Genomic DNA, 13,196 nt, shown 5'->3' with positions numbered 1-13,196 from the left:
CCGGACGCCGCCGTCAGGTGTCGCCGCCGAGATGCCGCGCCGCGCCCAGCATCTCGTGGACGTCGTGCGTCATCACCGCGAGGAATGCCGCCAGGCCGATGTAATACGCGGCGTACTCCCACTTCACGCGGGCGGGGACTGCGTAGTAGGTCTTCGCCTCCTCGCTGTCGGAGCGGTACTTCCATGCCTTCATCAGCTGCGGCGCGGCCAGCAGCGCGATCAGCAGCAGCATCGGGCTGGGCCGGTAGAGGAACAGTCCGACCAGGACCGGCACGCCGACGAACCAGATCCGCGGCGACAGCACCGCCGTGATCCGGCCGCCGTCGAACGGCGACATCGGGATCAGGTTGAACAGGTTCAGGAAGAAGCCCGCGTACGACACCGCCAGCAGCCAGTCCAGGTTCCAGCTGCGCGCCAGCAGGTAGCAGACGGTCGCGCCGACAGTCCCCAGCAGCGGACCGCCCAGGCCGACGTAGGCCTCGGTCTGCGCGTCGTGCGGCATCTCCTTGAGCTCGATCCACGCGCCGACGAAGGGGATGAAGGTCGGCAGGCCCACGTTCAGGCCCTTCTGACGCGCGGCGAGGTAGTGACCCATCTCGTGCACGAACAGCAGCGCGACGAACCCCACCGCGTAGCGCCAGCCGTAGATCCAGGCGTACAGCAGCAGCGACAGCAGCATCGTGCCCCCGCTGAACAGCAGCTTGCTCAGCTTGACGCCCGAGAACAGCAGGAACAGGAGCTTGGTCATCGGCTCAGGACTCCGCGGACTCGCTCTTCTTGCGGCCGAACAGCTTCATGATCGCGCCGCCGAAGCCGACCACCGCCAGGATGATGATCTTGGCGAACTTCAGGAAGAACGCCCCGATCACCGCCAGCAGCCCCAGCTTCTTGGCGCCGACGCCCAGCACCAGCGCGGCCAGGCCGTACTCGGCGACCTTGTCGGTGCTGCTGTTGAAGTCGGCGTAGCGCTTGCCGTCGTTGAACTCGAGCGCGCCCAGCAACTGCTGCGCGTCGCCCTTGTACTTCGGCAGATCGTCCAGGCCCGTGACCAGGTTCAGGCTCATGTAGCCCTCGCGGCCCAGCGCGTAGGTGTTGTAGTTGACGCCCTGCGGCTCGTTGGCCTGTGCGCCGACCTCGCGCGACTTCATCGCCCACACCAGACGGTGCGAGTCCGCCGCGTAGGTCGGCTCCTGCGCCCAGCCGGTGATCTCCAGCCCGCGCACGCCCATCTTCTTGCGCTCCTCGTTGGCGGCCTCCGTGCCTTCCTTGAAGCTCTTCAGCATGTCCGCCGCATCCCAGTGCTTGGCGTCGTCGTCCTTGATGTAGCCGGACTTCTCAAAACGCAGCGTCGCGAACCAGTCGGCGTCGCCGCGCGGGAACACCACGCCTTCCAGGTCGCCGTAGTCGCCCGGGTTGCCCATCGCGCGCATCAGCTTGGCCGCATGCGGTTGCGGGATGTAGACCTTGCCTTCGGGCAGATGCAGCACCGCCTGGCTGGACAACTTCACGTCCTGCGGCCCCTTGACGATGTCGTTCTGGGCAGCGGTGAGGACCTTGGCGAACTCGTTCTCGCCGGTCTGCGCCGAGGCGGGCGCGGCCGCGATGAACATCGCGCCGGCAAGTGCGCCGACGAAGGTCCGCAGCGAGCGGGCGAAGGGGGTGGCGATCATGGATTTCCCTCGAAATGGTGTGTCGAACCTGGCCTCTGGCGGGCCGAAGGGTGCGAGTCTATCGATCCGAGTCATCGGGAAAGCCGCACTTCCCCCATCGGGGGGCGTCAAAAAACTTGTTGAGTGACGAAAGACATACGGCCCGCCCCAGGCATCCCGGGGCGGGCCGTATCGCGGACGGGAAATGGATCGGATCAGGCCACTTCTTGCCACTGCTTCTGCAGCTGGTCCCATTTCAGGCGCGCCGCCTTCAGATGGCGCTCCTTGACGTGACCATAGCCGCGGATGTCTTCCGGAATGCGGGCCAACTCGACCGCCGTCGACAGTCGCTCGGTGCTGAGGCCCTTCGCCAGGATCGACTCGATGGTCGCGCGGTAGTCGGCGATCAGCCGGCGTTCCGTCTTGCGTTCCTCGGTGTAGCCGAACGGATCGAAGGCGGTGCCGCGCAGGCCCTTCAGCCTGGCCAGCACGCCCATCGCCGGACGCACCCAGCCGCCGAAGGGGCGCTTCTGCAGATGACCGTGGTCGTCCTTCTTGGCGAGCATCGGCGGTGCCAGGTGATGCACGACCTTGAAGTCGCCTTCGAACTGGCCCTTGATCTTGTCGAGGAACTTCGTGTCGGTGTGCAGGCGGGCGACCTCGTATTCGTCCTTGTAGGCCATCAGCTTGAACAGATAACGCGCGACGGCCTCCGTCAGGCGCGTGCCGCCCACCGGTGCCTCGGCCTGGCGGACCTTCTCGACGAAGGCGCGGTACTGCTCGGCGTAGGCGGCGTTCTGGTAGTCGGTCAGGAACTCGACGCGCTTGGCGATCAACTCGTCCACGCCCTGGCGCTTGACGAAGTTGATGACCTGCTGCGCGGCGAACAGCGACTGCACCGCGGCCAGGTCATGCGCGCAGCGACGGCCCCATTCGAAGGCGGCCTTGTTGTTGTCGACCTGCACGCCGTTGAGCTCGATGGCGCGCATCAGCGCGGCGAGGCTCAGCGGCACGCGGCCCTTCTGCCACGCGAAGCCCAGCATCAGTGGGTTGGTGTAGAGCGAATCGCCCAGCAGCTTCACCGCGACCTCTTCCGCGTCGAACATGCCCAGGTGCGAGGCGCCGACCGCCTTCTGCACGGCGGCCTCGCAGGCGGCGCCGGGGAAGGACCAGTTGGCGTCGTTGACCAGCGTCGCGGTCGGCGAGCCGTGCGTGTTCAGCGCGACGAAGCTGCGGCCTTCGCGCATCACGGCCAGCGTCGTCTTGTTGGCGGCGACGATGGAATCGCAGGCGATGACCAGGTCCGCCTCCGCGGTGCCGACCTTGGTGCAGTGGATCGCGTCCGGCGTGTTGGCGATCTGGATGTGGCTCCAAGTCGCGCCGCCCTTCTGGGCGAGGCCGGCCGCGTCCTGCGTGATGACGCCCTTGCCTTCCAGATGCGCGGCCATGCCGAGCAACTGGCCGATCGTGATCACACCGGTGCCGCCGACGCCGGCCACGACGATGCCCCAGGCCTCGACCGCGTTCGGGATCGTCGGCTGCGGGATGACCGGCAGCGACGCGTCGAACGGGCTGACGCGCTTGTCCTTCTTGGGCTTCTTGAGCTCGCCGCCTTCAATGGTGACGAAGCTCGGGCAGAAGCCCTTCACGCAGCTGAAGTCCTTGTTGCAGGTGTTCTGGTTGATCTGGCGCTTGCGGCCGAACTCGGTCTCCAGCGGTTCGACCGACAGGCAGTTCGACTGCACCGAGCAGTCGCCGCAGCCTTCGCAGACCAGCTCGTTGATGACGGTGCGCTTGGCCGGATCGACCAGCTTGCCGCGCTTGCGGCGACGGCGCTTCTCGGTCGCGCAGGTCTGGTCGTAGATGATGACCGTGGTGCCGGGGATCTCGCGGAACTGGCGCTGCAGCGCGTCCAGCTCGTCGCGATGATGCACCGTGACGCCGGGCGCCAGCGGCTTGCCGTCGTACTTCTCCGGCTCGTCGGTGACGATGATCAGCTTGGCCACGCCTTCGCTGACCAGGCTGTTCATGATCTGCGTGACGCTGTGGCCTTCGGGGCGCTCGCCGACCTGCTGGCCGCCGGTCATCGCGACCGCGTCGTTGTACAGCACCTTGTAGGTGATGTTCACGCCGGCGGCGATGGACTGGCGGATCGCCAGGATGCCGCTGTGGAAGTAGGTGCCGTCGCCGAGGTTGCTGAAGATGTGCTTCTCGTCGGTGAACGGCGCCTGGCCGACCCAGGGCACGCCTTCGCCGCCCATCTGGGTGAAGGTCGCCGTGTTGCGGCCCGGCATCCAGGTGACCATGTAGTGGCAGCCGATGCCGCCCACGGCGCGCGAGCCGTCCGGCACGCGCGTGCTGGTGTTGTGCGGGCAGCCGGAGCAGAACCACGGCGTGCGGTCGGCGCCGCCGGCGGTCTTCTCTTCGCTCTTGAGCGACTGCTCCTTGGCGTCGATCAGCGCCATGCGGGCGTCCAGGCGCGCGGCGGTGTCGGCGTCGACACCGAGCTTCTTCAGCCGCTTGGCGATGGCGCGGGCGATGATGGCCGGCGTCAGGTCGGCCTGCGGGCGCAGCAGCCAGTTGCTGCTCGGGTTCGGGTGGCTCCACTCGCCGCCGCTGCGGTCGCCGTCGGTCTCGTCGAACTTGCCCAGCACGTTCGGGCGGACGTCCGGACGCCAGTTGTACAGCTCTTCCTTGAGCTGGTACTCGATCATCTGGCGCTTCTCCTCGATGACGAGGATCTCCTGCAGCCCGGTGGCGAAGTCGCGGGTGATGGTCGCTTCCAGCGGCCACACGACGTTGACCTTGTGCAGCCGGATGCCCAGGCGGCGGCAGCTGTCGTCGTCCAGGCCCAGGTCGTGCAACGCCTGGCGGGTGTCGTTCCAGGCCTTGCCCGACGCGATCAGGCCGATGCGGTCATGCGGCGTGGCGATGACGTTGTGGTTGAGCTTGTTGGCGCGGACGTAGGCGAGGGCGGCGTACCACTTGTGGTCCATCATCCGCGCCTCTTGATCGAGCGGCGGATCGGGCCAGCGGATGTGCAGGCCGCCCGGGGGCATCTGGAAGTCCTCGGGCATCAGGATCTCGACGCGGTCGGGATCAACGCTGACGCTGCTGGACGATTCGACGATCTCCTGGATCGTCTTCATGCCCGACCACAGGCCGGAGAAGCGGCTCATCGCGAAGGCGTGCAGGCCCATGTCCAGGATCTCCTGGACGCTGCTCGGGAAGAACACCGGGAAGCCGACGGCCTTGAAGACGTGGTCGCTCTGGTGGGCGGCGGTGGAGCTCTTGGCGATATGGTCGTCCGCGGCGATGGCGATCACGCCGCCGTGCTTCGAGGTGCCGGCCATGTTGGCGTGCTTGAACACGTCGATGGAGCGGTCCACGCCAGGGCCCTTGCCGTACCACATGCCGAAGACGCCGTCGAACTTCGCCTTCTCCGGGAAGAGCGCGAGCTGCTGGGTGCCCCAGACGGCGGTGGCGCCGAGTTCCTCGTTGACGCCCGGCTGGAAGACGATGTGCTGCTTGGCGAGGTGCTTCTTCGCGGCCATCAGGGCCTGGTCGTAGCCGCCCAGCGGGGAGCCGCGGTAGCCCGAGATGAAACCGGCGGTATTGAGGCCGGCGATGGCGTCGCGGGTGCGTTGCAGCATCGGCAGGCGGACCAGCGCCTGGACGCCGCTCATGAAGGCGCGGCCCTCGTCGAGTGCGTACTTGTCATCCAGCGTGACCTTCTCGAGGGCGCGCAGGATGTGTTCGGGCAAGGGGGCGTTCATGCGGGGGAGTCTCCTGATGGGTGGCTGACCTCCGGTCCCCGCTTGTGGCGAGGCCGTGTGCCTTGGCTGCCGTCGCGCCGAGTATGGCGGCGCGCGGAAAACGCAGAGAACAGTGTAGGAAACAATGCCCGGCGAGTGTTTGCTAGTTCCGCGCCGGCGGCGGTCGTTTGAGCAAGAATCTTTCCCGGAATGGCGAAAGGGATTCAAATGGCATCGAAAAATGGCGCCTCAGGGAAAACCATGAGGGCGACGGCGGGTTCCGCGGGCGTCGACGAGGGGGTCGACCGGAGCGCCGATCGGGGAGAGGACGCGGGCGGATCCGGTGCTCCGGCAAGCGGCGAACTCGACCGGTATCACGTGGCCATCCTGGGTGAGCTGCAGCGCGAGGCGCGCTTGTCCAACGCCGAGCTGGCGACCCGGATCGGCCTGTCGCCGGCGCCGACCTGGCGGCGGGTGCGGTGGCTGGAGGAGCAGGGCTTCATCACCGGCTACCGCGCCGAGATCGACCGCCGCCGCCTTGGCCTGGGCGTGCTGGCGTTCGTGCGCGTGGACGCGGACCGCAACAACGGCGCGGCGACCAAGCAGCTGGAAGAGGCGATCCGGCAACTGCCGGAGGTGATCGCCTGCCACTACATCAGCGGCGCCGGGACCTTCGAGCTGGAGGTGATGGCCACCGACCTCGATGCGTTCAGCCGGTTCTCGATCGACACTCTGCTGAACCTGCCGAACGTGAAGGACATCCACACGAGCTTCTCGCTTGGCGAGGTCAAAGCGGGAGGCGCGTTGCCGCTGGGGCATCTGAAGCCGAAGGGTTGAACAGCTGTACCGGTGTCACCCATGTCCTGGCACGGGTCGGGCTCCCTCGCCCGCTTGCGGGAGAGGGCGGGGGGTGAGGGCCAGCGGGCGACGCAGTACGCGGGTCCTGTACCGGTCGCACTCGCAATCCCCTGTACCGGCTCGGCCGAGAGCCCCGCTGGCATAGTCGGCGATCCCCCCTCGTTCCCCGGCCGCCATGACGCTACCGCTCCGCCATTTCCTGCTCGCGCTGTCCGTGGTCGCCATCTGGGGAAGCAACTTCGTCGTGATCCGCTGGGGCCTGAACGCGTTCCCGCCGCTGCTGTTCGCGGCCCTGCGGTTCACCTTCGCCGCGCTGCCCGCGATGCTGCTGCTGCCGCGTCCGAAGGTCGGCTGGCGCAACCTCGCCGCATATGGCGCCTTCGTCGGCGTCGGCCAGTTCGCGCTGCTCTACCTGGCGATGCGCTCGCAGATCTCGCCGGGGCTCGCGTCGCTCGTCATCCAGACGCAGGTCTTCTTCACGCTGCTGCTCGCCATGAAGATGAGCGGCGAACGCGTCCAGGGCTTCCAGTGGCTCGCCCTGGTCACGGCCGCGGCCGGCATCGGCGTCATCGCGTCGCACACCGACGGCACGACCACTGTGCTGGGTCTGGCGATGGTGCTGCTCGCCGCGCTCTGCTGGTCCAGCGGCAACATCGTCGGCAAGCGCGCCGGCGCCGTGAACATGCTGGCCTACGTCGTCTGGAGCAGCGCCTTCGCCGCGCCCGCGTTGTTCGTACTTTCCTTCATCGTCGAAGGTCCCGCGCAGATGGGTGAGGCGATCCAGAACGCCAGCGTCGGCGCGTGGGGCGCCGTGCTTTGGCAGTCGGTGGGCAACACGCTCTTCGGCTACGGCGCGTGGAGCTGGCTGCTGTCGCGCCACCCTGCCGCGACCATCGTGCCGATGGCGCTGCTGGTGCCCGTGTTCGGCATGAGCTGCTCGGCGCTGCTGCTCGGCGAAGGCCTGCCGCCGTGGAAGCTGATCGCTGCCGCGCTGGTCATCAGCGGGCTCGCGATCAATCTGCTGTGGCCGCATGTGCGCGGCGTGCTGCGGACCGCGAAGGCATGAGCATGGGCGCCGGCATGCGCATGGACATGCGCCTCGGCGCGCGCGCGCATCGCCGGCTTGCCGGCGCGTTGGCCGCCCTGGCCCTGGCCCTGGCGCTGCTCGGTGCGCTCACGCCCCGTGGCGCGAACGCTCAGTTCGTCCCCGCCCGAGAAGGGCAAGGCGCCCACGACGATTCCCTCCGTGCGCGACCAGGAGATCGCCCAATGCCTGCCCGGCGAGGTGCAGACCTGGGGCGATGGCCGCGATCGCGCGATCGCGACGCGCTCGTTGCGCTTCGCCTATCGCCATGACAACGCGCCGCCCTGGTTCCGCGAGCCGCAGGTGATGGCGCTGGTGACACGCTCCGCCGAGGCCTGGTCGGCCTGCGGACTGAAGCTCGCCGTCATCGCCGTGCCGCGCGGCCAGGTGCCGCCGGAGGACGCCATCCAGATCCTCTGGAGCGACGTCGGCAGCCGCGGCCAGTTCGCGCTGGCCAACGTGACGGCGCGCAGCCTGTCGATCGGGCCCGGCCTCTTCGCGCTGCTGCGCGAGCGCAATCCCAAGCACCCGGCGGACCAGACGCTGCAGATGGTGCTCTCGCACGAGATGGGCCACTTCTTCGGCCTGATGGCGCATTCGAAGCGTTGCGTCGACACGATGTCCTACTACGACAACGGCAAGGGCGAACGCTGCGCGCTGCGCGATCCGAAGAGCTGGGGCAGCGTCGTCGAGTACCGCTCGATGCTGCCCACCGCCTGCGACATCGACCGTTGCAGAGCGCTGAACCGGTGAGGTCCTGGGTGGCCTCGGGATGGGCTGCGTGACTGGGGTCGTGATGGACGTCCTCGCGGCGTATGCTGGCGTGATGAATCTGCATCGCCGCTTCGCCGTTCTTGCCGCCGCCGCGCTCGGCGTCGGTGTTTCCGTGATGACGCCGGTCCACGCGCAAGGCCCGAAGCAGAACCTGCAGGTCGAGCTCCGCTGGGTCGAGTCCGAGCTCAGCGGCTCGACGGTCGCGGGCATCCGCGACGGCAGCACGGTGGTCAGCACCGGCGGCAGCGTGTCGGCACGCGGCGGCGTGACGCTCTCCACCGAGAACCGCGAGCAACGCCAGCAGCTGTTCCCGCGCCTGCTGGTGCTCAACGGCTCGCAGGCCTCGTTCACGATGACCGAATCGACGCCGATCCAATGGGTCGATGTCGCGCTCGACCGCCAGCGCGGCGAGCGCGATCGCGTGGTCGTCGTGCCGCGCCAGGGCATGGCCGAGCGTGTGCGGGGCATCGTCGTCCGACCGAAGTGGCCGGGCGGCCGCAGCCCGGTGGATGTCGAGGTCCGGGCCTCCGACCAGGCGCAGATGCCGCAGGGGGGCGCCTATGGCACGTCGCTGCCCGACGGCCAGCAGCGGCCGAACACCGACGTCCTCAGCACCGTCCAGGCCCCGCTCGGCATCTGGGTCACGATCGCGCGCACCGGCAGCGTGACGTCGAGTGCTGGCCGCAACACCTACAGCACGCGGGACGCGGAGGTGCAGAAGCTCCGCGAACTGCAGCTTCGGGTCGAAGTGGCTCCATAAAGGTTTCTCCGAACTCGGTGAATCAGTCGAATTGGTATTTGACTGGTGTTAATTTTCGGCTCGATCCGCTAAGCTGCGGCGTCCATTGGAGGCCCCGCATGTCTGCTCGAGTCCTGTCCTGCATTCCGACCCCGCTGATCGCTGCAATCGCCGCACTGGGTGCGATCGCCGCCTCGGCCGCAATGGCCGCACCACCGGCCGCCGAGGTCAAGCCCGGCGCCAAGGCCGCGGCGAAGTCGGAGGCCCCTGCGCAGGCGCCGGGATACGCGCTCTTCGGCGCCAAGCCGGTCGAGTTCGAGCGCACCGGCGGGAAGATCGTCGGCATCTACGTGCCCAACTGGGAGCCGGTCGAGCTGATCGAGCGCGTGCCGCCGCAAAACCTGACCCACGTGCTCTACGCCTTCCTGCGCCTGTGCGGCCCGGGCCAGCTGGAGAAGGACGCCGCCAAGTGCGTCGGCAAGAAGGATTTCGAGATCGGCACCGGCCCGATCGACACGCGTTTCAACGACGCATTCCAACGCTACAAGCAGCGCGCGCCGCATCTGAAGATCGTCGCCTCGGTGGGCGGCTGGGGCGGGTCGGATCCGATCTTCCACCTGGTCGGCGATCCGGCGAAGCGCGCGGTGTTCGCGGCCTCGGCGCAGCAGTTCCTCCGCGATCATCCGGCCTTCGACGGCATCGACATCGACTGGGAGCATCCCGGCAACAACGGCGCGGCCAACGGCGTGCAGCTCGGCAGTCCGCAGGACGGCCAGTCCTATGCGGAACTGATGGCCGATCTGCGCAAGGCGCTGGATGCGCTGACCGCGGAGACGGGCCGTCCCTACCTGCTGACCACGGCCGTGAATCCGATGGACTCGATCGTCGGCAAGATCAACTTCAAGGACGCGTCCAAGCCGCTCGATCTCGTCTTCATGATGACTTACGACTTCTACGGCATGTGGTCGCCGGTGGCGGGGCATCACACGACGCTGCGCTCGTCGTCACCGCAGGCGGACGACAGCCTGGAGCGCGCGGTGGCCAACCTGGAGAAGGCCGGTGTGCCGCGCTCGAAGCTGGTGGCCGGCGTCGCGATGTACGGCCGCGGCTTCACCGGCGTGAGCGAGACAAAAGCGGGCGCCGCGAAGGCCGGCGCGTACCCGGGCGGCGAGGGCGCGCAGGGCTATCGCGAGATCGCCGGCCGCATCCTCGATGCGAAGGGCAAGGGCCGCGCAGGCTACCAGTCCGTCTGGGACCCGGTGACGCAGTCGTGGTCGCTGTTCAATCCGACGCAGAAGCTCTGGATGGGCTACGACGATCCGCGTGCCGTGCTTGCCAAGGGGCGCTTCGTGCGCGACCAGGGCCTGGCGGGCGTCTTCGCCTGGGAACTGAGCCAGGACAACGGCGACTTGCTGAACGCGATGAACCGGGGCGTCGGCAACGTGCCGCTGGCGACGCAGAAAGAACCGCGCCGGTAACTCGCGCGCCGTTCCTCCGGGCCTACGATCGCGGCCATGACTGCCTCCACCGCTCCTGATTCCGCGACGACGACCGCCGCGCCCGCGCGCCTGCGCATCGCCCTGATCGCCCACGACGGCAAGAAGGACGAGATGGTGATGCTCGCCACCGAGTTCGCCGGCTTCCTCGGTGGCTGCGACCTGGTGGCGACCGGCACGACCGGCTCGCGCCTGACGGCCGAGGTCGGCTTGACGGTTGAGCGGATGCTGTCCGGGCCGCACGGCGGCGACCTGCAGATTGGCGCGCGGCTGGCGGTCGGGCTGGTCGACGCGGTCGTGTTCCTGCGCGACCCGATGACGCCGCAGCCGCATGAACCGGACATCAACGCGCTGGTCCGCGCCTGCGACGTCCACAACGTCGCCTGCGCCACCAACGTCACCAGCGGGCGGCTGATGCTGCGCTCGCTGCAGGTGCTCGGCACGGGCGGCGGCCGGGAGTAGAGTCATCTGTCGACGCCGGAGTCCGACGCTGGCCCCGGTCAACGACAGAAGGAGACTCCGATGCAACGACGTTCCCTGATCGCCACGGCGGCGGCTCTCCCCGCGTTATCCGCATTTGCGGCGCTGCCGGCCCACGCACAGACCCGTCCGCCAATGATCGCAGCCGAGCAGTACTTTTTCATCTTCCTGGAGACCGGCAAGCCGGTCCCCGACGACAAGGCGGCTGTCGCGGCGATGCAGGCCGGGCACCTCGAGAATTTCAAGCGGCTCTTCGCCGACGAGAAGCTCTTCGCGGCCGGACCGATGCGCGACCCCTTGAAGCAGAAGCGCGGCATCGTCGTGGTCAAGGCCCCCAACCGGCAGATCCTGCTGAGCTACTTCGAGCCCGACCAGTACGTCCGTGAGGGCTACATGGTCGTCAACGCCCAGCCCGCCACGGTGCACCAGGCGCTGAACCACACCGGCATCGATCCCAACGGCATCGAGGAGCACCGCATCGTGCTGTTCAGCCGCGCGCAGGAGCAGGACAAGGACGCGGTCCCGATCTTCCTGCAACGCGCGCTCGACCAGGGCGTCATCGGCGCCTGGTACTCGCTGGAGGACGGGCCCATCGGCGAGGTCGTGTTCTCGCGCGGCACCGACGAGACGGCGCTGCGCAAGACCATGGCCGAATACCCCGGACTCTCCGATCAGCGCGTGACGATGAAGATCTGGGGGCAGTGGCTGGGGAAGGGCGTGCTGCGATAGGTCCTGCGTTGGACCGAGCAGGTCGGCGGGAGCCGGGGCACCCCCGGGCTCATACGCTCGCAGGCTCCGCTAAATCGCCCGGGGCACCCCGGCTCCCGCCGACCAGGACACCGAGGCGTTCGGGCCCTTGTCAGCGCCCCAGCGGCAACGGATAACTCGCCAGGCTTGCATGGCCTGACGTCGACACCGCCTGCACGCCGAAGATCAGGTTGTCCTTGGACAGCGGCAGCGTGACCGTCGTGACCTTGCCGACGTCCTTCGCGCCCTCCCACGCCTGCGATTCGCTGCGGCGCCAGACGACGCGGTAACCCGCCAGTTCCGGATCGACGTTCGCGGTCCACAGCAAGGTCGTGTCGTTCGTCAGCTCGCGTGCGTCGATGCGCGCGCCCTTCACCGGCGATGGCGCCCAGGCCAGCGTCGCCAGTCCCGCGAGGTTGACCCGCGCCACGTCGGCCACGTAGCCGAAGTCCACGAACTCCGGCAGGTCGCCGTAGACGACGCCGTTCTCGGTGCGCAGGTTCTGGTGCTGGTGGCGGAAATCCTCGAAGGGCTCGGAGAAGCGCACCGCCGCGTAGCCGCGGTCCAGGAAGGGCAGGTGATCGCCGCCGCGCAGGTAGCGGTCGCGGCGCTGGATCAGGTCGATGCGGAAGCCCGGCAGGTAGCGCTCGCCCTCAGCCTTCAGGTGGCGGCCGAACTGCTGCGTCGGCAGCTCCTCGCCGCCACCGGCCACCGCCAGCGGTTGCAGCTGCGCGCGGATCGCCGCGTTGGTCTTGACCTCGTCCTCGTTGGCCGGGCTGTTGGCGTTCGCGTTGACCAGCAGGCGCAGCAGCGGATCGAAGCCGTCGGCGAACAGGCGCAGCCGCTTGGGATCGTGCTCGCCCTTGTCGCCGCGCGAACTGCCGACGATGTCGTTGGTGATCATGCCTTCGACGTTCAACCCCTGCGCGCGGGCGCGCCGGGCCCAGTGGCGGGCGCCGAGCAGGCCCTGCTCCTCGCCCGGAACCGCCATGAACACGAGCGTCGCGTCGAAGCGCTGCTTGGCCGCCGCGCAGGCCATCTCCATGACGGCCGCCGTGCCGGAGGCATCGTCGTTGGCGCCAGGCGCCTCGCCCTGCGCGTCCATCACGTCGCTGTTGCGCGAGTCGTAATGCCCGCTCACCACGAGGATGCGCTCGCGCGGCGTGCCCGCCGACGCGCCGGGCAGCGTGGCCACGACGTTCACCAACTCCGTCGGCGCCGAGAGTCGATTGCCCGCCGGCTCGATGAACGCGTCCATCGTGACCTGCAGCCGGCCGCCGGCCTTCGCGCCGCAGTCCTTCAGCTGGCGCTCGATCCAGCGCCGCGCGGCGCCGATGCCGCGCGTGTCGCTCTTCGTGTCCGACGCCGTGTGGCGCGTGCCGAAGGCGGCCAGCTTGCGGATGGTCTGCTCGATGCGCTCGGCGGAGATGTCCGCGAGCAGCGGCGCCACGCGCGGATCCAGCGGCGGCGCCGCGGTCTCCGAGGCGGCGCGCGCCGTCGCCGACGCCGGACCCGAGGCCGGCGTGGTCTGTGCGATGGCGGAAGCAGCGATCAGCGCCCAGACAGCGGCGGCGGTGGGGATCAGGCGGCGGCGATGGAGGGTCATGGGCTCAG

The 13,196-nt window shown here is 68.6% G+C and carries 11 protein-coding genes; 7 read left to right on the top strand and 4 right to left on the bottom strand.

The features are described 5' to 3' along the window. Positions 1–13: 13 nt before the first annotated feature. The 3 genes from ACFJIX_RS05230 to ACFJIX_RS05220 form a co-directional block, all read right to left on the bottom strand. Complete coding sequence (locus tag ACFJIX_RS05230; RefSeq protein WP_377158238.1) at positions 14–748, bottom strand: site-2 protease family protein; 735 nt, start codon at positions 746–748, stop codon at positions 14–16. 4 nt (positions 749–752) lie between these two features. Then, a complete protein-coding gene (locus tag ACFJIX_RS05225) occupies positions 753–1,667 on the bottom strand; it encodes a DUF2167 domain-containing protein (RefSeq protein ID WP_377161618.1) in 915 nt (304 codons plus the stop codon). Positions 1,668–1,864: 197 nt separating this feature from the next. After that, positions 1,865–5,425 carry an indolepyruvate ferredoxin oxidoreductase family protein gene (locus ACFJIX_RS05220; protein WP_377158236.1) on the bottom strand — a complete coding sequence of 1,187 codons (3,561 nt, stop codon included), beginning with the start codon at positions 5,423–5,425 and terminating at the stop codon, positions 1,865–1,867. Positions 5,426–5,665: 240 nt separating this feature from the next. On the opposite strand from ACFJIX_RS05220, the gene ACFJIX_RS05215 reads away from it, so the two are divergent. The 7 genes from ACFJIX_RS05215 to ACFJIX_RS05185 all read left to right on the top strand — a co-directional run bounded on the left by ACFJIX_RS05215 (position 5,666) and on the right by ACFJIX_RS05185 (position 11,564). Further along, positions 5,666–6,241: an Lrp/AsnC family transcriptional regulator gene (locus tag ACFJIX_RS05215; protein ID WP_377161616.1), complete on the top strand. Its 576-nt coding sequence runs from the start codon at positions 5,666–5,668 to the stop codon at positions 6,239–6,241. Between the two features lie 196 nt (positions 6,242–6,437). Beyond that, a complete protein-coding gene (locus ACFJIX_RS05210) occupies positions 6,438–7,328 on the top strand; it encodes an EamA family transporter (RefSeq protein ID WP_377158233.1) in 891 nt (296 codons plus the stop codon). A 117-nt stretch (positions 7,329–7,445) separates the two neighbouring features. Then, on the top strand, positions 7,446–8,099 hold the full coding sequence (locus tag ACFJIX_RS05205; RefSeq protein WP_377158231.1) for a hypothetical protein: 654 nt from the start codon (positions 7,446–7,448) through the stop codon (positions 8,097–8,099). 73 nt (positions 8,100–8,172) lie between these two features. Beyond that, on the top strand, positions 8,173–8,880 hold the full coding sequence (locus ACFJIX_RS05200; RefSeq protein ID WP_377158230.1) for a hypothetical protein: 708 nt from the start codon (positions 8,173–8,175) through the stop codon (positions 8,878–8,880). 98 nt (positions 8,881–8,978) lie between these two features. Next, entirely contained in the window at positions 8,979–10,337 is a 1,359-nt protein-coding gene (locus ACFJIX_RS05195) for a glycoside hydrolase family 18 protein (RefSeq protein WP_377158228.1), read from the top strand. Positions 10,338–10,373: 36 nt separating this feature from the next. Then, the gene (locus ACFJIX_RS05190) at positions 10,374–10,817 is read left to right on the top strand and encodes a methylglyoxal synthase (RefSeq protein ID WP_377158226.1); all 444 of its coding nucleotides are present in this window, start codon (positions 10,374–10,376) and stop codon (positions 10,815–10,817) included. 60 nt (positions 10,818–10,877) lie between these two features. Beyond that, positions 10,878–11,564 carry a YciI family protein gene (locus ACFJIX_RS05185; protein ID WP_377158224.1) on the top strand — a complete coding sequence of 229 codons (687 nt, stop codon included), beginning with the start codon at positions 10,878–10,880 and terminating at the stop codon, positions 11,562–11,564. A 130-nt stretch (positions 11,565–11,694) separates the two neighbouring features. On the opposite strand, the gene ACFJIX_RS05180 is transcribed toward ACFJIX_RS05185, so the two are convergent. Next, positions 11,695–13,188: a M28 family peptidase gene (locus ACFJIX_RS05180; protein ID WP_377158222.1), complete on the bottom strand. Its 1,494-nt coding sequence runs from the start codon at positions 13,186–13,188 to the stop codon at positions 11,695–11,697. Positions 13,189–13,196 lie beyond the last annotated feature (8 nt).

It is taken from the genome of Roseateles sp. UC29_93 (assembly GCF_042695725.1).
GTDB classification, from domain to species: domain Bacteria; phylum Pseudomonadota; class Gammaproteobacteria; order Burkholderiales; family Burkholderiaceae_C; genus Roseateles; species Roseateles noduli_A.
Note: the sequence above shows the minus strand (reverse complement) of the source record. Positions and strands in the feature narration are given on the sequence as shown.

What these genes read in the sequence shown, in the direction of transcription:
- ACFJIX_RS05190 (WP_377158226.1), top strand. Translation starts at nt 10,374, where the DNA reads ATGACTGCCTCCACCGCTCCTGATTCCGCGACGACGACCGCCGCGCCC.
- ACFJIX_RS05215 (WP_377161616.1), top strand. Translation starts at nt 5,666, where the DNA reads ATGAGGGCGACGGCGGGTTCCGCGGGCGTCGACGAGGGGGTCGACCGG.
- ACFJIX_RS05195 (WP_377158228.1), top strand. Translation starts at nt 8,979, where the DNA reads ATGTCTGCTCGAGTCCTGTCCTGCATTCCGACCCCGCTGATCGCTGCA.
- ACFJIX_RS05210 (WP_377158233.1), top strand. Translation starts at nt 6,438, where the DNA reads ATGACGCTACCGCTCCGCCATTTCCTGCTCGCGCTGTCCGTGGTCGCC.
- ACFJIX_RS05230 (WP_377158238.1), bottom strand. Translation starts at nt 748, where the DNA reads ATGACCAAGCTCCTGTTCCTGCTGTTCTCGGGCGTCAAGCTGAGCAAG.
- ACFJIX_RS05180 (WP_377158222.1), bottom strand. Translation starts at nt 13,188, where the DNA reads ATGACCCTCCATCGCCGCCGCCTGATCCCCACCGCCGCCGCTGTCTGG.
- ACFJIX_RS05185 (WP_377158224.1), top strand. Translation starts at nt 10,878, where the DNA reads ATGCAACGACGTTCCCTGATCGCCACGGCGGCGGCTCTCCCCGCGTTA.
- ACFJIX_RS05200 (WP_377158230.1), top strand. Translation starts at nt 8,173, where the DNA reads ATGAATCTGCATCGCCGCTTCGCCGTTCTTGCCGCCGCCGCGCTCGGC.
- ACFJIX_RS05220 (WP_377158236.1), bottom strand. Translation starts at nt 5,425, where the DNA reads ATGAACGCCCCCTTGCCCGAACACATCCTGCGCGCCCTCGAGAAGGTC.